Raw genomic sequence first — 23,996 nt, 5'->3', positions numbered from 1 at the left:
GAGTTTTCCCAACATGCTGCTTTCCCTCGAACCCCGTGGCCAACAATCGCGCCTGATGTTGTGGTGCTCGCCGTTGCTGGCAGCACTGCTGACCCTCGGTTGCGGCTCGCTGTTGTTCATCGCTCTGGGACATGACCCGCTGCAAACCTTGCACACGTTGTTGATCGCACCGGTCAGCGATCTGTATGGCGTCTCCGAACTGCTGGTCAAGGCGCTGCCGATTCTGCTTTGTGCACTCGGTCTGGCGGTGGCTTATCAAGCGCGAATCTGGAACATCGGCGCCGAAGGCCAATTGCTCCTCGGCGCACTCGCCGGCAGTGCCTTGGCGGTGAACATCATCGACCTGCAAAGCCGTTGGGCGCTGGTGCTGATTCTGCTCACCGGCACTTTCGCCGGGGCCGCTTGGGCCGGGCTGACGGCATGGCTGCGCACGCGCTTCAACGCCAACGAAATCCTCACCAGCATCATGCTCAATTACATCGCGCTGAACCTGTTGCTGTTCTGCGTGCACGGGCCGCTGAAGGATCCGGCCGGCTACAACTTTCCCGAGTCGGCGATGTTCGGCGACGCCAGTCGCCTGCCGCTGCTGATGGAGGATGGCCGGGTGCACGCCGGGGTGTATTTCGCTTTGCTCGCACTGGTTGCGGTGTGGGTGTTGTTGCAGAAAAGCTTTGTCGGTTTCCAGATCAAAGTGCTAGGTCTGGATAAACGTGCCGCAGGTTTTGTCGGCTTTCGCGAGAAGCATCTGATCTGGCTCGCGCTGTTGATCAGCGGTGGTTTGGCCGGGCTGGCCGGGGTTTGCGAAGTGACCGGGCCGATCGGGCAATTGGTGCCGCAAGTCTCGCCGGGCTATGGCTATGCAGCAATCACCGTGGCGTTTCTCGGACGGTTGAACCCGATCGGGATTCTGTTCTCAAGCCTGTTGATGGCGCTGCTGTACATCGGCGGCGAGAGCGCGCAGATGACCCTGAATCTGCCGCAAGCGATCACCCAACTATTCCAGGGAATGATGCTGTTTTTCCTGCTGGCCTGCGACGTGCTGATTCTCTATCGGCCACGCCTGAAACTGCGCTGGGCACGGCGCACGTCGACCACCGCCGTAACCGCCGGGGCGCTGTGATGGATATCGATCTGCTGAGCAATATTTTCTACGCCATGGTGCGCTGCGGCACGCCGCTGTTGTTGGTGGCGCTGGGTGAGTTGATCTGCGAGAAGAGCGGCGTGCTCAATCTCGGCCAGGAAGGAATGATGCTGTTTGGCGCGGTGATCGGTTTTATCGTCGCCCTCAACAGCGGCAACCTGTGGCTCGGCGTGTTGCTGGCGATGCTCGCGGGGATGCTCTTGTCTTCGCTGTTTGCCCTGGTGGCGCTGGTGTTCAACGCCAATCAGGTGGCGACCGGGCTGGCGCTGACGATCTTCGGTGTGGGCCTGTCGACCTTTGTCGGCGCGGCGTGGGTCGGCAAGCCGTTGGCCGGATTCGAGCCGTTGGCGATTCCGTACTTGAGTGAGATTCCGCTGATCGGGCGCATGCTGTTTGCTCAGGACTTGCTGGTGTACCTGTCGTTCGCGCTGTTTGCGCTGGTGGCTTGGGTGATCATCAAAAGCCGTGTCGGGCTGATCATTCAGGCCGTTGGTGAGAACCCGGACGCGGCCAGTGCGATGGGCCTGCCGGTGCTGACCGTGCGCACGCTGGCGGTGCTGTTCGGCGGGGCGATGGCCGGTTTGGCCGGGGCGTATCTGTCGCTGGCGTACACGCCGATGTGGGCCGAGAACATGACCGCCGGACGCGGCTGGATTGCCCTGGCGCTGGTGGTGTTTGCCAGTTGGCGGGTGTGGCGCTTGTTGCTCGGGGCTTATCTGTTTGGCCTCGCCAGCATCCTGCATCTGGTGGCGCAGGGCTTGGGGCTGGCGATTCCGTCGAGTCTGCTGGCGATGCTGCCGTATGTGGCGACGATTGTGGTGTTGGTGCTGTTGTCACGGGATGCCGTTCGTACCCGGTTGTATGCGCCGGTGTCGTTGGGGCAGCCGTGGCAGGCCGGGCATTAGGGTGGTGATGCCACGGGCCTCATCGCTGGCAAGCCAGCTCCCACAGTGTCCATGTTGTGTACATGATTTGCGAACACCGCTGAGCGGCCTGCGAATTCGAGAAGCAACCACGCTAGAGCCTGGAGTATGCTTCGGGATCAACAGCTCTTTTGAGACCCGGCTCGATGTGTTGCGACGAGTACTGCAACTACGGCTGGGTCAGGCGTGTCCATTGAATCCGTGAACCGTAATCTTCAAGGAACCGAGTCATGTCCCAGGCAAAAAACGCACTGATCATCGGCGCCTCCCGTGGCTTGGGCCTCGGGTTGGTGAAAACCCTGCTGGCCGATGGCTGGCAAGTGACCGCCACCGTGCGCAATCCGCAAAAGGCCGAGGCGCTGCAAGCGCTGGGCAAGGTGCGGATCGAGAAACTCGACATGGACGACCAGCAAGCGGTGATTGCCCTGAGCCAGCAGCTCAAGGGCGAGACCTTCGACCTGCTGTTCGTCAACGCCGGGGTCAAAGGCCCTGAAGTGCAAACCCCGGGTGGCGCGACACTGGCCGAAGTCGGGCAACTGTTTTTCACCAACGCCGTGGCGCCGATCAACCTGGCGCAACGCTTCGTCGGGCAGATCCGCGACGGCAGCGGCGTGCTGGCGTTCATGAGTTCCGGCCTGGGCAGCGTCACCGTACCCGACGCCCCGGAGCTGGCGCTGTACAAGGCCAGCAAGGCCGCGCTGAACTCGATGACCAACAGTTTTGTCACCCAGTTGGGCGAGCAGAAACTCACCGTGTTGTCGCTGCACCCGGGCTGGGTGAAGACGGATATGGGCGGCGAAGGGGCTGACCTGGATGTGGAGACCAGCACTCGCGGGCTGATTGATCAGGTGAATGCGTATACCGGCAAGGGCGGGCATCACTTCATCAACTACAAGGGTGAAACCATTCCCTGGTAAGCACCACAGATCTTCCTTGTAGGAGTGAGCCTGCTCGCGATCGCAGTGTGTCCGTCACCGATGATATTGAATGAAAGACCGCTATCGCGAGCAGGCTCACTCCTACAAGGGGATGGCGGTGTCCTGTCGGGTTGGGCTTGCCCGATCCGGCGATTTGTTTGAAACTCCGCACCTCGTCCAACGCGGCGACCCTGGATCAGCAGACAGGGCAACACTGAGCTGGCAACCCTGAACCCCACTTTCAGAGGAGCCGGCCACAATGCCTGCGACCCGTACCTGGTTAAAAAATCCCCTCGCCATTTTCACGGCCAACGCGCTCGATGCCCGTGGCGGTCTGGTGCTGCAAGACGGCGTGATCGTCGAAGTGCTGGCAGCCGGTCAGCAACCGTCCGCGCCGTGCAACGAAGTGTTCGATGCCCGCGAGCATGTGATCCTGCCGGGCCTGATCAACACCCATCACCACTTCTATCAAACCCTGACTCGCGCCTGGGCGCCGGTGGTCAATCAGCCGCTGTTCCCGTGGCTGAAAACCCTGTACCCGGTGTGGGCACGGCTGACCCCGGAAAAACTCGCCCTCGCGACGAAAGTGGCTTTGGCTGAACTGCTGCTGTCAGGTTGCACCACCGCCGCCGACCACCATTACCTGTTCCCGGACGGTCTGGAAAACGCCATAGACGTGCAAGTCGAAACCGTGCGGGAACTGGGCATGCGCGCCATGCTCACTCGCGGCTCGATGAGCCTCGGCGAGAAGGACGGCGGCCTGCCGCCGCAGCAGACCGTGCAGGAAGGTCAGGTGATTCTCGACGACAGTCAGCGCCTGATTCACGAGTACCACGAGCGCGGCGATGGTGCGCAGATCCAGATCGCTTTGGCGCCTTGCTCGCCCTTTTCGGTGACCCCGGAAATCATGTCGGCCAGCGCCGAACTGGCGAATAAACTCGACGTGCGTCTGCACACGCACTTGGCGGAAACCCTCGACGAAGAGGATTTCTGCCTGCAGCGTTTCGGCCTGCGCACCGTGGATTATCTGGACAGCGTCGGCTGGCTCGGCCCGCGCACCTGGCTGGCCCATGGCATCCACTTCAACCCGGATGAAATCGCTCGCCTCGGCCAGGCCGGCACCGGTATCTGCCATTGCCCGAGTTCGAACATGCGTCTGGCCTCCGGCATCTGCCCGAGCATCGATCTGACCGATGCCGGCGCGCTGTTCGGTCTCGGCGTGGATGGTTCGGCCTCGAACGACGCGTCGAACATGATTCTCGAAGCGCGGCAGGCGTTGTACATCCAGCGCCTGCGTTATGGTGCGGAAAAAATCACCCCGGAACGCGTGCTCGGCTGGGCAACCAAAGGCTCGGCGAGCCTGTTGGGGCGTACCGACATTGGCGAGCTGGCGGTGGGCAAGCAGGCGGATCTGGCGTTGTTCAAGCTCGATGAGCTGCGTTTCTCGGGCAGCCATGATCCGATTTCGGCGCTGCTGTTGTGCGGTGCCGATCGTGCGGATCGGGTGATGATTGGCGGCAAGTGGCGCGTGGTGGACGGCCAGGTTGAAGGGCTGGATCTGAAGGGTCTGATCGCCGATCACAGCCAGGCGGCTCGCCAGTTGATCGCCGGCACCTGATCCGATCACCAATCCCTGTGGGAGCGAGCTTGCTCGCGAAGGCGTCGTGTCAGTCAGTACTTGAGTTGACTGATACTCCGCTTTCGCGAGCAAGCTCGCTCCCACAGTTGTTTTGCGTCGGGTTCAGAGACCGAGCAGCGACAGCATGATAAACGTCGCAAACAGCACAAAGTGAGTCATGCCTTCGATGGCATTGGTCTCGCCGTCATTCAGGTTGATCGCACTGACAATCAGCGTGATGAAGATCATCACCGTCTGCACCGGGGTCATCGCCATTTGAAACGGCTGACCGGTGTACAGCGCCATCGCTTCCATCACCGGCACGGTGAGGATCACCGTCGACAGTGACGCGCCCATCGCAATGTTCACCACCGATTGCATGCGGTTGGCCAACGCGGCACGCAACGCCGTCAGGATCTCCGGCGCCGCGGAAATCGCCGCCACCAGAATCGCCGTGATCACCGGCGGTGCACCGGTACCTTCCAGGCCCAGATCGAGGGTCTTGGACATCACTTCGGCCAGTGCGCCGATCACCACCACGCCGAACACCAGAATGCCGATCGACCAGGTCAGGCTCAGCGGTTTCGGTTCATCTTCCACCGGCTCTTTCTTGCGGCGTTTGTCCGGATAGCTGTAGCTGAAAAAATAACTGTGCGGCCCGACCTGCATGCGCAGGAACAACGCGTAAAGCACCACCATCGCACCGATGGTGAACGCTGAATAAATCTTCCAGTTGGCCGCCGGAATAAACTCCGGCACCACCATCGATACGCCCATGGCGGTGAGGATCATCACGCTGTAGCTGCGTGCCGAATCATCGTTGTACGACTGCTCGCCGTGCTTGAGCCCGCCCATCAACGCGGCGAGGCCGAGGATGCCGTTGATGTCGAGCATCACCGCCGAATAGATCGTGTCCCGCACCAGCGTGGCGGACGCCTCGTTGCTCATCATGATCGCCAGGATCACCACTTCCACCAGCACCGCAGCGAGGGTCAGGATCATCGTGCCGTAGGGGTCGCCGACTTTTTCTGCGAGCAGTTCGGCATGATGGGCAACGCGCATCGACGCGGCGACGATGAAGGCGATCAGCACCAGACCGCAGACCAGCGCGACGATCTGGCCGCTGTGGAGCATCCAGTGTTCCAGCGGATAGGCGATGCACGCGGCAATCACCGCCAGCAGCAGAAAGCTTTCTTGCTTGAGGATCGTGAGCATGGCGGGCCTTTTTGCCGAGAGATTCGAATGAGCTACTGACTGCGGCGCGGCGCTAACGTTTCGTTACACCTTAGCGCACCAACCGATTGCAGCGGGTTTCAGGCATGCACTTTTATCGTTCCTGCCGGCCTCTTCGCGAGCAAGCCCGCTCCCACAGGGAATCGCATTCCAATGTGGGAGCGGGCTTGCTCGCGAAGGCCGCGCCTCGGTTTCGGATTGTTTGTTGTCCTGTTGGTCAGCAATTTGCATTGCCCCTGACCACACACAACAAAATGGAGCTCCAATTCATGCAAATACGTCCGCTGCACAAACTGCTGTGCGCCGCCATCGGTCTGGGGATCAGTCTGAGCGCCAGCGCTGCCGATCCACTGAAGGTCGGTTTCGTCTACATCGGCCCGATCGGCGACCACGGCTGGACGTATCAGCATGAACAGGGGCGCAAGGCACTGGCGGAGAAATTCGGCGCGCAGATCAGCACCAATTACGTCGAGAACGTGGCCGAGGGCGCCGACGCCGAGCGGGTGATCCGCAACATGGCCAAGGACAACTACGACCTGATCTTCACCACCTCGTTCGGCTACATGAACCCGACGCTGAAAGTCGCCAAACAGTTTCCCAAGGTCACCTTCGAACACGCCACCGGCTACAAGCAGGACAAGAACCTCGGCACCTATCTCGCGCGCACCTACGAGGGTCGTTATGTCGGCGGTTTTCTCGCGGCGAAGATGACCAAGAGCAAGAAGATCGGCTACGTCGCCTCGTTCCCGATTCCGGAAGTGATCCGCGATATCAACGCCATCCAGCTGGCGCTGAACAAGTACAACCCCGGCACCGAGATCAAAGTGGTGTGGGTCAACTCGTGGTTTGACCCGGGCAAGGAAGCCGACGCCGCCAACGCGCTGATCGATCAGGGCGTGGACGTGGTGTTCCAGCACACCGACAGCCCGGCGCCGATCCAGGCCGCCGAACGGCGTGGCGTGTACGCCGTGGGTTACGCCTCGGACATGGCGCACTTCGGCCCGAAAGCGGTGCTGACTTCGATCGTCAACGACTGGGCACCGCACTACATTCAGGCCACGCAAAGCGTGATCGACCACAACTGGAAATCCCAGGACTACTGGGGCGGGCTGAAGGAAGGCACGGTTGAACTGCCGATCAGTGATCTGGTACCGGCACCAGTGAAAGCCGAGGCCGAGCAGATCATTGCCGACATCAAGAGCGGTAAGTTGCAACCGTTCACCGGGCCGATCAAGGATCAGGCCGGCGTGGAGAAGATCCCTGCTGGGGTGAGCGCAACCAATGCCGAATTGGCGTCGATGAACTATTACGTGGAAGGGATGAAGGCCGAGATGCCGAAGTAATTCCGGCCCCACCACCATTCCCCTGTGGGAGCGGGCTTGCTCGCGAAAGCGGTGTATCAGCCAACGCATGTGCCGACTGACACGGCCCCTTCGCGAGCAAGCCCGCTCCCACATTTGGATCTTCAGTGTTCTCAAGGATTGTGTATGGATCAGCTCCCGATCATCGACATCAGCCCGCTCTATAACGACGACCAAAACGCCTGGCCCGCCGTCGCCGCACAGATCGACCAGGCCTGCCGCGAATGGGGCTTTTTCTACATCAAGGGCCACCCGATTTCCGCACAGCGCATCGACTCGCTGCTCGACCACGCCCAGCGTTTTTTTGCGCAACCGACCGAAGAAAAACTCAGGATCGACATCACCCAGACCCGCCACCATCGCGGCTATGGCGCTATCGCCACCGAACAGCTCGACCCGGACAAACCCAGCGACCTCAAGGAAACCTTCGACATGGGCCTGCACTTGCCGGCGGATCATCCCGACGTGCTCGCGGAAAAACCGCTGCGCGGGCCGAATCGTCATCCGGCACAAGCAGGCTGGGAAGCGCTGATGGAGCAGCACTACCTCGACATGCAGGCCGTCGCGCAAACCTTGCTGCGGGCGATGACGATTGCGCTGGGCATCGAACGCGACTTCTTCGATTCGCGCTTCGTTGAGCCGGTCAGCGTACTGCGGATGATCCACTACCCACCACGCCACACCGCCAGCAGCGCCGAACAGCAAGGCGCCGGAGCGCACACCGATTACGGCTGCATCACCCTGCTCTACCAGGACAGCGCCGGCGGCCTGCAAGTGAAGAACATCAACGGTGAATGGATCGACGCGCCACCGATTGACGGCACCTTCGTAGTCAACCTCGGCGACATGATGGCGCGCTGGAGCAATGACCGTTATCGCTCGACCCCGCATCGGGTGATCAGCCCGCTGGGGGTGGATCGCTATTCGATGCCGTTCTTCGCCGAGCCGCACCCGGACACCCGTATCGAATGCCTGCCCGGTTGCCAGGACGCACAGCATCCGGCGAAATATCCGACCACCACCTGCGCCGAATTCCTGCTGTCGCGCTTCGCCGATACCTACGCCTATCGGCGCGAGCCGCAAGCGGTGTGATGGATCGCTTGGTCAGGTTTTGCCAATTGTTTCGGCGCGCATCTGTAGAATGGCCGCCATCTGCACCTGATGAGAAAAGAATATGTACGATTGGCTCAACGCCCTGCCCAAGGCCGAACTGCACCTGCATCTGGAAGGCTCGCTGGAGCCTGAGTTGCTGTTCGCCCTGGCCGAACGCAACAAGATCGCCCTGCCGTGGAGCGATGTCGAAACCCTGCGCAAGGCCTACGCCTTCAACAACCTGCAGGAATTCCTCGACCTGTATTACCAGGGCGCCGACGTGCTGCGCACCTCGCAGGACTTCTACGACCTGACCTGGGCCTACCTGCTGCGCTGCAAAGCGCAGAACGTGATTCACACCGAACCGTTCTTCGACCCGCAGACCCACACCGACCGGGGCATCCCGTTCGAAGTGGTGCTCAACGGCATCGCTGCGGCACTCAAGGATGGCGAACAGCAACTGGGCATCACCAGCGGTTTGATCCTGAGCTTCCTGCGCCACCTGAGCGAAGACGAAGCACAGAAAACCCTCGATCAGGCGCTGCCGTTCCGTGATGCGTTTGTCGCCGTCGGTCTCGACAGCTCCGAGATGGGTCACCCGCCAAGCAAGTTCCAGCGTGTGTTCGACCGCGCCCGCCACGAGGGTTTCCTGACCGTCGCCCATGCCGGTGAAGAAGGTCCGCCAGAGTACATCTGGGAAGCCATCGACCTGCTGAAAATCCAGCGCATCGACCATGGCGTACGCGCCATCGAAGACGAGCGCCTGATGCAGCGGATCATCGACGAGCAGATCCCGTTGACTGTGTGCCCGCTGTCGAACACCAAGCTCTGCGTGTTCGATCACATGTCGCAGCACAACATCCTCGACATGCTAGAGCGTGGAGTGAAGGTCACCGTCAACTCCGATGACCCGGCGTACTTCGGCGGCTACGTCACCGAGAACTTCCATGCGCTGCATGAACACCTGGGCATGACCCAGGATCAGGCCAAGCGCCTGGCGCAGAACAGCCTGGATGCGCGTCTGGTAAAACCGTAAGTACAAAGCAAATCCCCTGTGGGAGCGGGCTTGCTCGCGAAAGCGGTGTGTCAGTCGACATATTGGTTGAATGACACACCGCCTTCGCGAGCAAGCCCGCTCCCACAGGGTGCTGTGTTCAACCAGCGATCTCTGCTTCAGTCAGCTCTTCCAGCGTCTTGCCCCGCGTCTCCATCCCGAACAGCCATACCACCCCCGCCGCAATCGCAAAGCACAGCGCGCCCAGCGCAAACACCCCGCCCTGCCCGGTAATCGGGAACACCAGCCCGGTCACCAGCGGCCCGAGCAACGAGCCGACACGGCCAATCGCCGAGGCAAAGCCCGAGCCTGTGGCCCGCGCCGAAGTCGGGTACAACTCCGGCGTATAGGTGTAGAGCACCGCCCACATGCCGAACAGGAAAAACTGCATCAGCAGCCCCGAGCTGATCAGCAACGCGACGTTGCCGCCGAACACCGCACTCTGCCCGTAGAGAAACGCCATCACCCCGCCGCCGAGCAACGTCACGATGCACACCGGTTTGCGCCCCCAGCGTTCCACCAGCCACGCTGCCATCAGAAACCCGGGAATCCCGCCCAGAGAAATCAGCACGGTGTAATACACCGACTGGGTCACGGCGAAACCCGACTGTTGCAACAACGCACTGAGCCACGATGTCAGCCCGTAGAAACCGAGCAAGGCGAAAAACCACAGGCTCCAGATCATCGTGGTGCGCTGGCGATATTGCGGCGACCAGATCTGCTTGAGCGCCGAGAAGAAGTTGCCCGGCGGCGTCACTGTTCTTGGCAGGCGCACCGGCTCCGGCAGCGTCGCCCCCCCGAGCGACGTGCGCACGCGCGTTTCTATTGCGCTCAGGACCTTGTCCGCCGCCTCATGGCGTCCGGCTTGCTCCAGCCAGCGCGGTGATTCGGGGATAAAGAAACGGATCGCCAGCACAAACACCGCCGGCACCGCCAACACCAGGAAGATGTCGCGCCAGCCAATCAGCGGCAGCAGAAAGTACGACAGCACCCCGGCGGCGACGAAACCCAGCGGCCAGAAACCGTCCATCAATGCAATGTAGCGCCCGCGCCGCTGCGCCGGGATCAACTCCGAAAGCATCGATTGTGCAATCGGAAACTCCATGCCCATGCCGATCCCCAGCAGGATCCGGAACAGCGTCAGGCTCTCGACCGTTTGCGCGGTCGAACACAGATAACTGGCCACGCCCCACAACACGATGCTCCACTGAAACACCGGTTTGCGCCCGAAGCGGTCGGCGAGCATGCCCGACAGGGACGCCCCCAGCACCATGCCGAAAAAGCTCGAACTGGCGAGCAGGCCAGCCTGTGCACTGCTCAAGCCGAACTCGGTTTTGATCGAGCCGAGCAGGAACGTCATCATGGCCAGGTCCATGGAGTCGAAAAAGAACGCCAGGGCAATGATGATGAAAATAACCCGGTGATAACCGCTGAGTGGCAGCCGTTCCAGGCGTTCTGCCGCGCTGAAGTTTCGCGTATCCATGCCCATCCCCTCCGCAATGTGTGCGGATCGAGTGTGCGCGATAACGCCTCAGCGCTTTTTCTGGATACGACCTGTTCGCAGTCACAGGCGACGCCAGCGTCGAAGAGTCGGCCGGCGAACGCTCTATTACGCCAATTCCAGCTCGGTTTCCTTGGCGAACCGCTGGATTTCCCGCTGCCCGGCCGGGGTCACTTGCAAGGCTCGGGAGTCCTTGGGCAGCACCAGCCAGCCGGACTGCATGAACAGTTGCAGCACCGCCGCGCCGAGTGAACCGCCCAGGTGCGGGCGACGTTCACTCCAGTCCGGACAGGCGCACGCCACCTGAGCCTTGCGATGAGCGAGGGCCTGGATGAACACACCGCGGTTGGCCAGTTGCGTCGAGCCTTTGAGGGTCACCACGACCCGCTGCTCGATCTGTTCGAGCCAGCCGGCATCGAGCAGACGCTGATACAGATCGGCGGCCAGCGTGCCACCCAAATGATCATCGCAAAAGCGCGCACGCAGCAGTGAAGACGGCGCAGTCCGGGGATTGGCGCTCGGTGCCGAGCGTTTGAATACGTGAGGAATTTCCCGCGGTGCGCTGGCGATCGTGGCACTGGCCAGCGCTTCGATGGCCGCCGCGATCTCCGGGGCTGCCAGACGGAAAAAGCGCTTGCGCCCACGGACCTCGACTTTCAACAGGCCCCCGGCGGACAAACGCCCCAGATGCGCACTGGCCGAAGATGGCGACAACCCTGCCAGCAGCGCCAGCTCTTCGGTCTGGCGTGCCGAGCCATCCATCAACGCCCACATCATCGCACTGCGCTTGGGGTCGGCCAGCAGCGTGGCGATCTGGCTGATGCAAGGTGCATGTTCCATGTATTCACTCCCTGTTGAATCGTATCGTCTACTGCTCGAAGACATCTTGACCAGTAATGGGTCATCGGCCAAGACGGGTAAAACGCCATGAACCGGAGCAAGCCAGGCCGGTGCTGCGGCACCCGTCAATGGAGTGTCCGCGGCGTTTGTGCAGCGCTCGCCCGGCTCTGAAAAACCGGCCGGATTCAGTCCTGACCGGTTATCGGTGCAGGTTTGAGGCGGTCGCTAGTATAAGCGGGATGCACGCTGCTTCCTGCGCCGTGGCTGACACGAATGGTGATAGTTCCTGAGTGAAATTTCGCTAATTGCCTGCGACTAATGATCAACTTTCGGGAAATGGGGAAATTGACTACTCAATTCGGCGCATCGGCTGGCGAGCATCTCCCTCAAAAGGTTCACCGGCTTACTCAATTGTGCGCGATGGGCGCACAACAGATTCAGCGGAGCACGCTCACAGAGCAGCTCTGGCAGCAACACTTTGAGGCGCCCGGCGAGCACATCCGTGCCGACATCGAGCCACGATTTGTAGGCGATGCCCGCCCCCGCCACCGCCCACAACCGGACGACGTCGGCGTCATCACTGAAGCGATCACCACTGACCGTCAGCCCGACTTCACGTTTGCCGTCATGAAAACTCCAATGGTCGTGCACGCGGCTGCCGAGCATGTACAGCAGGCAATTGTGCTGCGCCAGTTGTTCGAGCTGACGCGGTTCGCCGTGGCGCGCCAGGTACGCCGGCGATGCGCAGAGCACGCGGCGATTGTCCGGAGCGATGGGCAGGGCCACCAGGCTCGAATCCTCGGGTTCGCCATAACGCAGGGCGATGTCCACCGGCTGGCGGAACAGGTCGGCGATCCGGTCACCGAGCAGCAGGCGCACGGTCAGCTTCGGATGCTCGCGCTGAAACTCGTCGAGCCATGGCAACAACAGGTTGCGCCCGAAATCCGAAGGCGCCGACAACTGCAGGATGCCGCTGACCTGATCCTGCGCGCTGGAGAGAAATCGCCGGCCTTCGTCCAGCGAACTCAACGCGGCCCGCGCGTATTCGAGGAAGCCTTCGCCCTCGGCGGTCAGACGCAGGCTGCGGGTCGAGCGCGCCAGCAAACGCACGCCCAGTTGCTGTTCGATGCGTTTGAGCGCGGCGCTGGCCACTGCCGCGGACATGTCCATCACCCGCGCCGCTGCCGACAGACTGCCCAGATCCGCCGCGCGAACGAACAACTGCAAATCGTCGAAACGCAGCATTCTCAGCCTCGATTATCAAAAAAACATTGAAAGAGACTGCTCTTTTAGCCGGTTTTATCGCGCCGAGAAATAGCCAATGATGGGTTCAAGCAAATTTATCCCGCGACTGGAGCCGCACATGTCCCAAGCATTCACCGCCATCGCCACCCTGATCGCCAAACCCGGCCAGCAGGACACCCTCGAAAACGCCCTGCGCGCACTGGTTGAGCCGAGTCGCGCCGAAGAAGGCTGCAGCCAGTACGACCTGCACCGCGACCTGGCCGATCCGCTGACCTTTTATGTGATCGAACACTGGGCCAGCGAGGAAATTCTGCAGGCGCACAACGCCAGCGCGCATTTTCAGAACTTCCAGGCCGCAGCCGGCCACTGCATCGAACACTTCCAATTGAAACGCCTGGGCACCATCGCCTGAGCCCTTCTTCTATTACCGTTACGGAGCAAGTCATGAAAGCCATCGCCTATTACGCCTCCCTGCCGATCAGCGACGAAAAATCCCTGCAAGACATCGAACTGCCGGAGCCTGTCGCCGGCCCGCGCGACCTGCTGGTGGAAGTCAAAGCCATCTCGGTCAACCCGGTCGACACCAAGGTGCGGCAGAACGTGGCGCCGGAAAACGGCGCAGCAAAAGTACTGGGCTGGGACGTCGCCGGTGTGGTCAAAGCCGTCGGCAGTGAAGTGACGCTGTTCAAGGCCGGCGACAAAGTGTTTTACGCCGGTTCCATCGCCCGTGCCGGTGGCAACAGCGAGCTGCACGTGGTCGATGAGCGCATTGTTGGCCACATGCCCAAATCCCTCGGCTTCGCCGAAGCTGCCGCACTGCCGCTGACCGCGATCACCGCGTGGGAGCTGCTGTTCGAACGCCTGCAGATCCGTGAGGGCAAGACCGATGAAGGTCAAAGCCTGCTGATCGTCGGCGCCGCTGGCGGCGTCGGTTCGATCCTCACCCAACTGGCCAGCCAGTTGACCGGCCTGAAGGTCATCGGCACCGCGTCCCGTGCACAGACTCGCGACTGGGTGACCGAGCTGGGTGCCGACCTGGTGATCGACCACAGCCAGCCGTTGAGCGAGGAACTGAAACGCGCCGGCATCGATCACGTGACCCACGTCGCCAGCCTGACCCAGACCGATCTGCACCTGGAGCAACTGGTCGAGGCGTTGGCCCCGCAAGGCAAACTCGCGCTGATCGACGATCCGAAGTCGCTGGACGTGAGCCAGCTCAAGCGCAAGAGCCTGTCGCTGCACTGGGAGTTCATGTACACCCGCTCGCTGTTCGAAACACCGGACATGATCGAGCAGCACAAGCTGCTCAACCGCGTGGCCGATCTGATTGATGCGGGGACGTTGAAGACCACGGTCGGCGAGCATTTCGGCACGATCAACGCGGCGAACCTGCGCCGGGCGCATGAGCTGCTGGAAAGCGGCAAGGCCAAGGGCAAAATTGTTTTAGAAAGTTTCTGAAAACCCGGACGTCATAATCAGCGCCAGTCCTTTCAAGGGCTGGCGCTATTTTTTGCCGTCAGTCAGATGCTTGATTGTTGTCACAAATCCGATCGTATTCAGGTCTACACTCGAAGCCTCTGCGATGCATCTTTTACACAAGGGAGGTCAGTAATGAAGATCCTGATAAAAGAAGTGGCAAAGTCCCAATGGCAGGTTCGCCTGGACCAGCACGCCGTGACCTTTCGCAGTGAAGCCGAGGCGCTCGCCTTCACCCGCACCCTCGAAGCGCGCCTGCACGCGCCCCATCGGATTCCCGACCCCGGACAGCAACGCGCCGTCGGCTGAGGCAGTCAGGCTTCGGCCTGTGCTTGCGCCAACGCCCGGGCATTCTGCAAATGCCGGGTGTACATCGCGACGCTCACCACCAGCAACCCGCACAGGCTGATGACCATGGCCATCGGCATGGCGCTGCCATCGTGCAGAACGCCCACCAGCGAAGCCGCGCCGGAAGCCACGCTGAACTGCAGGCAGCCCATCAATGCCGACGCACTACCGGCACGCGCACCCTGGCCGTTCATTGCACACGCCGCTGCGTTGGGCAGGATGCAGCCGAGGCTGGCGATACACACGAACAACGGGATCAACAGCGGCCACAACGCTTCGGTGTGCAGCGAGCTGACCGCGAGCAAAGAAACCCCGGCCAGCAGATACACCCACACCGCCCGTGCCAGCAGGAACGCCGGACCGCGCTTGGCCAACAGCCGCGCATTGACCTGGGCCACCAGAATGAACCCCGCCGCATTGGTGCCGAACAGCCAGCCGAAGTGCTCGGCGGGTACGCCGTAGAGCTTGATGAAGACGAACGGCGAACCGGCGATATAGGAAAACATCCCGGCGACCGCGATCCCACCGGTCAGGGCGTGCCCGAGAAACACCCGGTCGCCAAACAACCGGCCGTATTGGCGCAACGCACCGGACAACGGCTGGCGCGGCACGTAGTCCGGCAGACTTTCCGGCAGACCCAGCGCTACAGCCAGGCCGGCCACTGCGCTGAAGCCAGTCAGTGCGAGGAAGATCGACTGCCAGCCCGTGGTGTTGACCAGCAGACCGCCGAGCAGCGGCGCGAGAATCGGCGCCAATCCCATCACCAGCATCAGTTGCGAAAAGACTTTCGCCGAACCGACCGCATCGCACTTGTCACTGACCACCGCCCGGGAAATCACCATCCCCGCGCAGCCGCCCAGCGCCTGAACGAAACGCGCGCCGATCAGCCATTCCAGATTCGGTGCGTAGGCACAGGCCAGCGAGGCCAGGGTGAACAGGCCGACACCGACCAGCAGTGGCAGGCGCCGACCAAACCGGTCGGCCACCGGGCCATACAGCAACTGCCCGATCGACAGACCGGCGAAATAGGCCGCCAGGGTCAGTTGCACATGCTTTTCATCAGTGCCAAAGGCCAGCGCCATCGACGGGAACGCCGGCAAATAGAAGTCGATCGCCAGCGGACCGAAGGCGCTCAGGGCACCGAGAATCAGAATGGTACGGAAGTTCATCAGGCATCCAGGTGGGATAGAAGTCGGCAGCCCGACAGTCTAGCCGCGCTGAGACACCTTGAACATTCCGATAGCTCGCTAACTATTAGAAATCAGATGACCTACACCTGAAACCTGTGGCGAGGGAGCTTGCTCCCGCTGAACTGAGCAGCAGGCCCAGTGTTTTTCAATTGAAAAAAAGGGCCGCTTCGCGACCCGGCGGGAGCAAGCTCCCTCGCCACAGGGATTTATCGTTATCCGGCGAGTTTTACCGGGTAGCCCTCTTCGCTGATCACCTCGATCACCTGCTCGGCACTCAGCGAACTCTCGACACCAACTTCTTTAGCCGCCAGATCGACCCGCACGCTGGCCGCCGGATCCTTCGCCTGCACGGCGTTGGTGATGGCTTTGACACAGTGGCCGCAGGACATGCCTTGAACGTTGAACACTTGCATGGATGGACTCCTTTGAGTGAGGTTGCCCGCAGTGTCGAGCTTGCCACCATGGCAAGGTCAAGTTCTGCAGAAAACTGCCGGGCTGGCAATCGGCGTCGCGCTCAGCCAAGCTGCGTGCATCAATGACTCAAATTCAGGAGATTCAGCCATGCGCTGGTCAGCTTTCAGCCTGTTTGGCTTGCTCAGCCTCTTTGCCGCCCTGCCCCAGGCCAACGCGACCGGTGAGGACTACGCCGTTCTGATCATCTCGCGCGAGCGCCTGGAAGTGCCGACTCCCTGCGAGATTGGCGTGTACGTCAATGATCAACTCGCTGGGCGCCTGCTGCAGGAACAAACCACTTCGTTCAACCTGCCCCACGGGACGATTTCCATCCGTCTGAAACAATTGCCTGGCCAGGTGCCGGGTTGCCAGGCAGGCATGCTGGCACCGCCGGCGCAGGAGATCTCGCTCAAGGCCGGCGATGTGGTGAAGTACCGGATCGCGGCAAATGCCAAAGGCTTGTACCTGCGACCTGCCGCCCTCGAATACTAAGCGAAACTCCAAATGTGGGAGCGGGCTTGCTCGCGAAAGCAGTGTGTCATTCAGCGATGATGTTGACTGACACTCCACCTTCGCGAGCAAGCCCGCTCCCACACTGGTTTTGTAGTGAGTCAAATATTGGCGCTTGACCTTGCCCGCGTGGCAAGGTTGATCCTTGTAGGCATCTTCTACAGGGAGTAAGACCGATGTCCGATTCCATCACTTTCGATCTGCCGATTGCCGGCATGACCTGCGCCAGTTGCGCCGGGCGTGTCGAGCGGGCGTTGCGCAAAGTCAACGGCGCCAGTGCCGTCAGCGTCAATCTCGCCACCGAACAGGCCCGCGTCCAGGCGCCTGGTGACAGCTTGCCGGCGTTGATGGAGGCGGTTGAACGCGCCGGTTACAGCGTGCCGCAGCAGACGGTGGAGTTGAGCATCGACGGCATGACCTGCGCCTCGTGCGTCGGTCGCGTCGAGCGCGCCCTGAACAAAGTCCCCGGGGTGAAGAGCGTCAGCGTCAACCTCGCCAACGAACGCGCGCACCTCGAATGGCTCGGTCAGGTCGACATTCAGTCGCTGCTCGATGCTGTGAGCAAGGCCGGCTACTCGGCCAGCGTCTGGCAAGCCGAACATCCGGCCACCGATAACCAGCAACAGCGCCTGCAACATGAGCGCTGGGCGCTGATCTGCGCGATCGTCCTGGCGTTGCCGCTGGTGTTGCCGATGCTGCTGCAACCGTTCGGCATTCAATGGATGCTTCCGGCCTGGGCGCAATTCGCCCTCGCCACCCCGGTGCAATTCATTTTCGGCGCTCGTTTTTATGTCGCCGCGTGGAAAGCCGTGCGCGCCGGCGCCGGTAACATGGACTTGCTGGTGGCCCTCGGCACCAGCGCCGGTTATGGCTTGAGCCTGTACGAATGGGCCACCGCCGCCGGGCGCATGCCGCATCTGTATTTCGAAGCCTCGGCGGTGGTGATCGCCCTGGTGCTCCTCGGCAAATACCTGGAAAGCCGCGCCAAACGCCAGACCGCCAGCGCCATCCGCGCCCTCGAAGCCTTGCGTCCGGAACGGGCGATTCAGGTCATTGACGGTCGCGAGCAGGACGTGGCGATCAGCGCCCTGCGTCTGAACGACCAGGTCTTGGTCAAACCCGGTGAACGCTTCCCGGTAGACGGCGAAGTACTTGAAGGCCAAAGCCACGCCGACGAAGCGCTGATCAGCGGCGAAAGCCTGCCAGTGCCAAAACAGCCGGGCGACAAGGTCACCGGTGGTGCGATCAACGGTGAAGGTCGCCTGCTGGTGCGCACCACCGCCCTCGGTGCGGAAAGTGTATTAGCGCGGATAATCCGTCTGGTCGAGGACGCTCAGGCGGCAAAAGCACCGATCCAGAAACTGGTGGATAAGGTCAGCCAAGTGTTCGTGCCCACCGTGTTGCTGATCGCCCTCGCCACCCTGATCGGCTGGTGGCTGTACGGCGCGCCTATGGAAACCGCATTGATCAACGCGGTCGCTGTGCTGGTGATTGCCTGTCCGTGTGCCCTCGGTCTCGCCACGCCGACGGCGATCATGGCCGGCACGGGTGTGGCTGCGCGTCACGGCATTCTGATCAAGGACGCCGAAGCGCTGGAACGTGCCCATGCAGTCGACAACGTGGTCTTCGACAAGACCGGCACGCTGACTTCCGGCACCCCGCGTATCGCCCATTTCAGCGCGGTGGATGGTGATGAGAATACATTGCTGACAACGGCCGGCGCCCTGCAACGCGGCAGCGAACATCCGCTGGCCAAAGCCGTGCTGGACGCGGCCGCCGAACGTGGCCTGAACGTGCCGGACGTCAGCGACAGCCAATCCCTGACCGGGCGTGGCATCGCCGGCAATCTTGGCGGTCGTCGTCTGGCGCTGGGCAATCGGCGCTTGCTGGAAGAAAGCGGCCTGAGCGCGGGCAATCTCGCCGAGTCCGCCAAGGCCTGGGAAAGCCAAGGCCGAACCCTGTCGTGGCTGATCGAGCAAAGCCCGGAACCGCAAGTGCTCGGACTGTTCGCCTTCGGCGACACGCTCAAGCCCGGCGCACTGCAAGCGGTGCAGCAATTGGCCGCCCGAGGGATCCACAGTCATCTGCTGACTGGCGACAACCGTGGCAGCGCGCGCGTGGTGGCCGAGGCGCTGGGCATTGAAAATGTTCACGCCGAAGTGCTCCCCGCCGACAAAGCCGCGACCGTCGCCGAACTGAAGAAAACCGGGGTGGTGGCGATGGTCGGCGACGGCATCAACGACGCCCCTGCACTGGCGGCGGCCGACATTGGCATTGCCATGGGCGGCGGTACCGACGTAGCGATGCACGCCGCCGGCATCACCTTGATGCGCGGCGATCCACGGCTGGTGCCGGCAGCGCTGGAGATCAGCCGCAAGACTTACGCGAAGATCCGCCAGAACCTGTTCTGGGCCTTCGTCTACAACCTGATCGGCATTCCGCTGGCAGCGCTCGGCTTCCTCAATCCGGTGCTGGCCGGTGCGGCGATGGCGCTGTCGAGCGTCAGCGTGGTGAGCAATGCGCTACTGTTGAAAACCTGGAAACCGAAGGATCTGGAGGAGCACCGATGAACATCGGCCAAGCGGCCCGGCACAGTGGCCTGAGCGCAAAGATGATCCGCTATTACGAGTCGATCGGCCTGCTCAAGGCTGCCCATCGCACCGACAGCGGCTACCGGGTCTACAGCGACGATGACCTGCACACCCTGGCGTTCATCAAGCGTTCGCGGGACCTGGGCTTTTCCCTTGAGGAAGTCGGCAAGCTGCTGACCCTGTGGCAGGATCGCCAGCGTGCCAGTGCCGATGTGAAAGCGCTGGCGCGTCAGCACATCGACGAGCTGAACCAGAAGATCCGCGAGCTCGGCGAGTTGCGCGACACCCTGCAGGACCTGGTCGAGCACTGTAATGGCGACCATCGCCCCGACTGCCCGATCCTCAAGGAACTGGCGTCGGGCTGCTGCGCGCAACCCGCCCGCGCCTGAGCGCCAGCAGCTTCACGGTCAACAGCGTACCGAGCGGGATGCCGTGGAACAGCATGACCACGGTACCCGGTGTCCACCAGCCGTAAAACGGCGCGGCAACCAGCATGCCGACGCCGAACCCGGTCATTTGCAGCAAGGTCAGGAAACTGAAAATCGGCAGGCGCAAATGCTCCGGTTCACGCTGCAGACGCGACATCAGGCTGACTTCGGAGAAACCGTCCCCCAGCCCCGCCGGCAGGGAAAACAGCAGCAGACCGTAAAGGCTGTGCTGCTGGAACATCAGGATAAAACCGCAGGACATCAATGCCACGCCGAGGAAATACCGTCGCTCCAGATCACGGTTATCCGTGTCTTTGAGGCGACTGGCAATCCGTGCGCCGAGCAGTTTGCCGCTGGCCCATACCGCCAACATCAGACCCAGCGTGGTGCTGGCCGAATCAGGGGTCAGCAGTTTGGAGATGATCGGGAATCCGACGTTGTGCGCGGCGCTGCCCAAGGTGTCGGCCATGGTCACGGCGAGCATCGCCGCAACCACCGGAGCAGTGCGCAGGCCTTGTTTCAGAGCTGACCATTCGCCGCGTTCGCTGGTTGATTGTTCGCGGACTTCTGCAACGGCGAAGCGCAACGGCGCAATCAACAACGCCGCCAGCACATAGGTCAGCGCGTTGAGCGCAAACACCGTTTCGAAACCAAATGCCGCCACCAGCAAGCCGGACACCAGGCTGCCGCCGACCATCGCCGCCGACGACGCCGAGGTGATCCAGGCGTTGGTTTTCAGTAGCTGCGCCGGGTCGATCAGCCTCGGCAACTGGCTGTTGAGGCCGATGGCGAACATCGAATTGCCAAAACCCAGGCCGAAAGCGATCACCGGCAACAGCAACGCCTGCTGGCTCAGCGGCAGGATCAACAGCAGGCCAAGCAACGCCGCGCGCAGCAGATCGAAAGCGATCAACGGCACCCGGCCACTCCAGCGCCGATAGAAGCGCGTACCGATCAGACTGGCAAAAATCCCCCCGCCAACCCGACTGGCGAGGAACACCCCGACGCTCATGGCGCTGTTGCTTAGCAGGTAAACGTAAGTCGCCAGCGCGACCATGTTGAGGAAGGCGCCGAAATCGGAGATCAGCCGGGCGGTGATGATGAGGCGGGCGTTCACATTCAATCCTTGAGTGTGCGAGGGCTGACAAGATTCCCACACACATTTCAAGAACACCACAAATCCCTGTGGGAGCGGGCTTGCCCGCGAAGGCGGTGTGTCAGCCAACAAGGATGGCGGCTGATACGGCCCCTTCGCGAGCAAGCCCGCTCCCACAGGGGGATCTGCGGTGGTTCTGGAAATGTGGCAGGCACAAAAAACCCGGCCGAAGCCGGGTTTCTGTTCATGCGCTTACTGCATCCACGGTGGCGGAGGCGGTTCGTCGGACTTGCCTTTGGGCTCGTCATCCGCCGCACGGATCGCCTGCTTGCGCTCTTCGTCGAGCCGCGCCGCTTCGATCTCGCGCAACACACCGCCAACGTCAGCCAGATCTTCCGGATCGTCGAACTCACCGGTCAGCACGCTGTTGGGGTGCAAGGTGCCGGCTTCGTACAGCGCCCACATTTCTTTCGCGTAGCGGGTCTGCTTCAGCTCCGGGGCAAAGCGCCCGAAGTACGACGCCATGTTGCCCACATCGCGCTCGAGCATGCTGAACGCGTGGTTGTTACCAGCGGCATCCACCGCCTGCGGCAGGTCGATGATCACCGGGCCGGCCGGGGTCAGCAGCACGTTGAACTCCGAGAGGTCACCGTGCACCAGACCGGTACACAACATCAGCACGATCTGCGAGATCAGGAACGCGTGATACTCGCGGGCCTGATCCGGCTCCAGCACCACATCGTTCAGACGCGGGGCGGCATCGCCATATTCGTCGGCCACCAGCTCCATCAGCAGCACGCCATCCAGAAAGTCGTACGGCTTGGGCACTCGCACGCCGGCACCGGCCAGACGGAACAGCGCCGCGACTTCGGCGTTCTGCCAGGCGTCTTCGGTCTCTTTGCGACCGAATTTCGAACCCTTGGCCATCGCCCGGGCCTGCCGGCTGTTACGCACCTTGCGGCCTTCCTGATACTCGGCTGCCTGGCGGAAACTGCGTTTGTTCGCCTCCTTGTAAACCTTCGCGCAACGTAACTGGTTACCGCAGCGCACCACATAAACAGCTGCTTCTTTACCACTCATGAGTGGGCGCAGCACTTCGTCGACCAGACCGTCTTCGATCAGGGGTTCAATGCGTTTTGGAGTCTTCATCAGCTTTTATTGTGGGTCCTTTATTACCAAACACGCGAATGTCACTCGTTATACGGCAATCCTCGCGCTACGGGGAGGGGTTGCCGACCTGTGAACCCTGTGGATGCACACACTGTGCCGAAATAATCGAGCTTTGCCGATCATAGCCGAGCCCACCTTACTTGTAGCTATCGGCCGTCAAGGGCATTTGCGACAGAATCTGACATTGGCATTCATTTCCCCTGTGGGAGCGGGCTTGCTCGCGAAAGCGGTCTGTCAGACACAATGACGGCGCCTGACACGGCCCCTTCGCGAGCAAGCCCGCTCCCACAGGGGATTGTGCTCAACGTTCGATGATCGCGGTGACACCCTGGCCGCCAGCGGCGCAGATCGAAATCAGCCCCCTACCCTTGCCCGCCGCATCCAGCAGTTTTGCCAGGTTGGCGACAATCCGCCCGCCGGTCGCGGCAAACGGATGCCCCGCCGCCAACGAGCTGCCTTTCACATTCAGCCGGCTGCGGTCGATCGAACCCAGCGGTGCGTCCAGCCCCAAACGCGTCTTGCAGTATTCGGGGTCTTCCCAGGCCTTGAGCGTGCACAGCACCTGCGCGGCAAACGCTTCGTGAATTTCGTAGTAATCGAAGTCTTGCAGGGTCAACCCATTACGCGCCAGCAGGCGCGGCACTGCATATACCGGCGCCATCAACAGGCCTTCGGCGCCGTTGACGAAATCCACCGCCGCCGCCTCGCCATCGCGCAGGTAGGCGAGGATCGGCAGACCACGTTCTTTCGCCCATTCCTCGCTGCCCAGCAGCACCACTGAGGCGCCGTCGGTGAGTGGCGTGGAGTTGCCTGCCGTCAGCGTGCCCTTCGCGCTTTTTTCGAAAGCGGGTTTGAGCGTGGCGAGTTTTTCCAGGGTCAGGTCCGGGCGCAGGTTGTTGTCGCGGGTCAGGCCGAGGAAAGGCGTCATCAGATCGTTGTGCCAGCCTTCACTGTAGGACGCGGCGAGTTTGTGATGGCTTTCGAGGGCCAGTTGATCCTGCTCCTCACGGGGGATGTTCCAGGTCTGCGCCATCAGTTCGCAGTGCTGGCCCATCGACAGGCCGGTGCGCGGCTCGCCGTTACGCGGGAATTCCGGGATCAGGTGCCGCGGACGCAGTTGCAGAAAGGTTTTCAGCTTGTCGCCGGTGGTCTTGGCGCGGTTGGCCTGCAGAAGGATTTTGCGCAAGCCTTCGCTGACGCTGATCGGCGCGTCCGAGGTGGTGTCGACGCCACCGGCAATGCCGCAATCGATCTGGCCGAGGGCGATTTTGTTGGCCACCAGCAGCGCTGCCTCCAGCCCGGTGCCGCAGGCTTGCTGGATGTCATAGGCCGGGGTGGCCGGCGACAGCCGCGAGCCGAGAACGCACTCGCGGGTCAAATTCATATCCCGTGACAATTTAAGCACCGCACCGGCCACCACTTCGCCGATGCGCTGGCCGTGCAGGTTGTAGCGTTCGATCAGGCCTTCCAGGGCAGCAGTGAGCATCACCTGATTGCTGGCAGTGGCGTACGGCCCGTTGGAGCGGGCGAAAGGAATACGGTTACCACCGATGATGGCGACGCGGCGCAGCTGACTCATGAAAAGCTCCTTTTCCAAATGATCGAATTCACCTGAATCCTTTGTAGGAGTGAGCCTGTGGTGAGGGGATTCATCCCCGATGGGTCGCGCAGCGGCCCCCTCATTGCAATCGCTATACATTGCGACTGCTTCGCAGCCGATCGGGGATGAATCCCCTCGCCACAGGTCACTCCTACAAGGTTCAACGTTGTTTCTGAATTTGTGTTTGGCCACACAACCATCGGCGGCCA

General features: G+C 61.7%; 22 protein-coding genes. 13 read left to right on the top strand and 9 right to left on the bottom strand.

Annotation, left to right across the window (positions count from 1 at the left end):
• Positions 1–13 precede the first annotated feature (13 nt).
• The 4 genes from E4T63_RS03555 (at position 14) to E4T63_RS03535 (ending at position 4,599) form a co-directional block, all read left to right on the top strand.
• Complete coding sequence (locus tag E4T63_RS03555; protein ID WP_135294900.1) at positions 14–1,120, top strand: ABC transporter permease; 1,107 nt, start codon at positions 14–16, stop codon at positions 1,118–1,120.
• On the top strand, positions 1,120–2,046 hold the full coding sequence (locus E4T63_RS03550; RefSeq protein ID WP_003221385.1) for an ABC transporter permease: 927 nt from the start codon (positions 1,120–1,122) through the stop codon (positions 2,044–2,046). The genes E4T63_RS03555 and E4T63_RS03550 overlap by 1 nt, the downstream gene beginning before the upstream one ends.
• Before the next feature lie 248 nt (positions 2,047–2,294).
• Complete coding sequence (locus E4T63_RS03540; RefSeq protein WP_095138233.1) at positions 2,295–2,981, top strand: SDR family oxidoreductase; 687 nt, start codon at positions 2,295–2,297, stop codon at positions 2,979–2,981.
• Positions 2,982–3,240: 259 nt separating this feature from the next.
• The gene (locus E4T63_RS03535; RefSeq protein WP_003221377.1) at positions 3,241–4,599 is read left to right on the top strand and encodes an 8-oxoguanine deaminase; all 1,359 of its coding nucleotides are present in this window, start codon (positions 3,241–3,243) and stop codon (positions 4,597–4,599) included.
• A 123-nt stretch (positions 4,600–4,722) separates the two neighbouring features.
• On the opposite strand, the gene E4T63_RS03525 is transcribed toward E4T63_RS03535, so the two are convergent.
• A complete protein-coding gene (locus tag E4T63_RS03525) occupies positions 4,723–5,814 on the bottom strand; it encodes a calcium:proton antiporter (protein ID WP_098967080.1) in 1,092 nt (363 codons plus the stop codon).
• Between the two features lie 287 nt (positions 5,815–6,101).
• On the opposite strand from E4T63_RS03525, the gene E4T63_RS03520 reads away from it, so the two are divergent.
• The 3 genes from E4T63_RS03520 to E4T63_RS03505 all read left to right on the top strand — a co-directional run bounded on the left by E4T63_RS03520 (position 6,102) and on the right by E4T63_RS03505 (position 9,321).
• On the top strand, positions 6,102–7,175 hold the full coding sequence (locus E4T63_RS03520; protein ID WP_098967079.1) for a BMP family ABC transporter substrate-binding protein: 1,074 nt from the start codon (positions 6,102–6,104) through the stop codon (positions 7,173–7,175).
• Between the two features lie 144 nt (positions 7,176–7,319).
• Positions 7,320–8,285 (top strand): 2-oxoglutarate and iron-dependent oxygenase domain-containing protein, encoded by a 966-nt coding sequence (locus E4T63_RS03510; protein ID WP_135294899.1) that lies wholly within the window; start codon positions 7,320–7,322, stop codon positions 8,283–8,285.
• An 82-nt stretch (positions 8,286–8,367) separates the two neighbouring features.
• Positions 8,368–9,321 (top strand): adenosine deaminase, encoded by a 954-nt coding sequence (locus E4T63_RS03505; RefSeq protein ID WP_003221371.1) that lies wholly within the window; start codon positions 8,368–8,370, stop codon positions 9,319–9,321.
• A 118-nt stretch (positions 9,322–9,439) separates the two neighbouring features.
• Here the strand turns inward: E4T63_RS03505 and E4T63_RS03495 are convergent, their stop codons facing one another.
• The 3 genes from E4T63_RS03495 to E4T63_RS03485 all read right to left on the bottom strand — a co-directional run bounded on the left by E4T63_RS03495 (position 9,440) and on the right by E4T63_RS03485 (position 12,925).
• Positions 9,440–10,822, bottom strand: a complete 1,383-nt coding sequence (locus E4T63_RS03495; protein ID WP_135294898.1) for an MFS transporter — start codon at positions 10,820–10,822, stop codon at positions 9,440–9,442.
• 126 nt (positions 10,823–10,948) lie between these two features.
• On the bottom strand, positions 10,949–11,680 hold the full coding sequence (locus E4T63_RS03490) for an ArsR/SmtB family transcription factor (RefSeq protein ID WP_097089938.1): 732 nt from the start codon (positions 11,678–11,680) through the stop codon (positions 10,949–10,951).
• A 315-nt stretch (positions 11,681–11,995) separates the two neighbouring features.
• Positions 11,996–12,925 (bottom strand): LysR family transcriptional regulator, encoded by a 930-nt coding sequence (locus E4T63_RS03485; protein WP_027613634.1) that lies wholly within the window; start codon positions 12,923–12,925, stop codon positions 11,996–11,998.
• A gap of 118 nt (positions 12,926–13,043) precedes the next feature.
• On the opposite strand from E4T63_RS03485, the gene E4T63_RS03480 reads away from it, so the two are divergent.
• From E4T63_RS03480 to E4T63_RS28455, 3 genes are all read left to right on the top strand, one after another.
• Complete coding sequence (locus E4T63_RS03480) at positions 13,044–13,337, top strand: putative quinol monooxygenase (RefSeq protein ID WP_135294897.1); 294 nt, start codon at positions 13,044–13,046, stop codon at positions 13,335–13,337.
• Between the two features lie 32 nt (positions 13,338–13,369).
• A complete protein-coding gene (locus E4T63_RS03475) occupies positions 13,370–14,383 on the top strand; it encodes a zinc-binding alcohol dehydrogenase family protein (protein WP_135294896.1) in 1,014 nt (337 codons plus the stop codon).
• Between the two features lie 153 nt (positions 14,384–14,536).
• Complete coding sequence (locus E4T63_RS28455; protein ID WP_166496092.1) at positions 14,537–14,710, top strand: hypothetical protein; 174 nt, start codon at positions 14,537–14,539, stop codon at positions 14,708–14,710.
• A 5-nt stretch (positions 14,711–14,715) separates the two neighbouring features.
• Here E4T63_RS28455 and E4T63_RS03470 read toward each other — a convergent pair whose 3' ends face one another.
• Together E4T63_RS03470 and E4T63_RS03465 are read right to left on the bottom strand one after the other, a co-directional pair.
• Positions 14,716–15,918 carry a multidrug effflux MFS transporter gene (locus E4T63_RS03470; RefSeq protein WP_135294895.1) on the bottom strand — a complete coding sequence of 401 codons (1,203 nt, stop codon included), beginning with the start codon at positions 15,916–15,918 and terminating at the stop codon, positions 14,716–14,718.
• A 233-nt stretch (positions 15,919–16,151) separates the two neighbouring features.
• Positions 16,152–16,352, bottom strand: coding sequence for a heavy-metal-associated domain-containing protein (locus E4T63_RS03465; protein WP_096794848.1), 201 nt, complete (start codon positions 16,350–16,352; stop codon positions 16,152–16,154).
• Positions 16,353–16,500: 148 nt separating this feature from the next.
• Between E4T63_RS03465 and E4T63_RS03460 the strand changes: the two genes are divergently transcribed.
• The 3 genes from E4T63_RS03460 (at position 16,501) to cueR (ending at position 19,882) form a co-directional block, all read left to right on the top strand.
• Positions 16,501–16,884 carry a hypothetical protein gene (locus E4T63_RS03460; RefSeq protein WP_103484571.1) on the top strand — a complete coding sequence of 128 codons (384 nt, stop codon included), beginning with the start codon at positions 16,501–16,503 and terminating at the stop codon, positions 16,882–16,884.
• 194 nt (positions 16,885–17,078) lie between these two features.
• Positions 17,079–19,472 carry a heavy metal translocating P-type ATPase gene (locus E4T63_RS03450; protein ID WP_135294894.1) on the top strand — a complete coding sequence of 798 codons (2,394 nt, stop codon included), beginning with the start codon at positions 17,079–17,081 and terminating at the stop codon, positions 19,470–19,472.
• Positions 19,469–19,882, top strand: coding sequence for a Cu(I)-responsive transcriptional regulator (cueR, locus tag E4T63_RS03445; RefSeq protein WP_007962968.1), 414 nt, complete (start codon positions 19,469–19,471; stop codon positions 19,880–19,882). Before E4T63_RS03450 ends, cueR begins: the two co-directional genes overlap by 4 nt.
• Here the strand turns inward: cueR and E4T63_RS03440 are convergent.
• From E4T63_RS03440 to E4T63_RS03425, 3 genes are all read right to left on the bottom strand, one after another.
• Entirely contained in the window at positions 19,836–20,978 is a 1,143-nt protein-coding gene (locus E4T63_RS03440; protein WP_245223452.1) for an MFS transporter, read from the bottom strand. The two genes, cueR and E4T63_RS03440, sit on opposite strands and share 47 nt — an antisense overlap.
• A 291-nt stretch (positions 20,979–21,269) precedes the next feature.
• The gene (locus E4T63_RS03430) at positions 21,270–22,166 is read right to left on the bottom strand and encodes a PA4780 family RIO1-like protein kinase (RefSeq protein ID WP_135294891.1); all 897 of its coding nucleotides are present in this window, start codon (positions 22,164–22,166) and stop codon (positions 21,270–21,272) included.
• 322 nt (positions 22,167–22,488) lie between these two features.
• Entirely contained in the window at positions 22,489–23,766 is a 1,278-nt protein-coding gene (locus E4T63_RS03425) for an acetyl-CoA C-acetyltransferase (protein ID WP_047291079.1), read from the bottom strand.
• Between the last annotated feature and the right edge of the window lie 230 nt (positions 23,767–23,996).

This window comes from Pseudomonas fluorescens, from assembly GCF_004683905.1.
Classification (GTDB): Bacteria; Pseudomonadota; Gammaproteobacteria; order Pseudomonadales; family Pseudomonadaceae; genus Aquipseudomonas; species Aquipseudomonas putida_A.
Note: the sequence above shows the minus strand (reverse complement) of the source record. Positions and strands in the feature narration are given on the sequence as shown.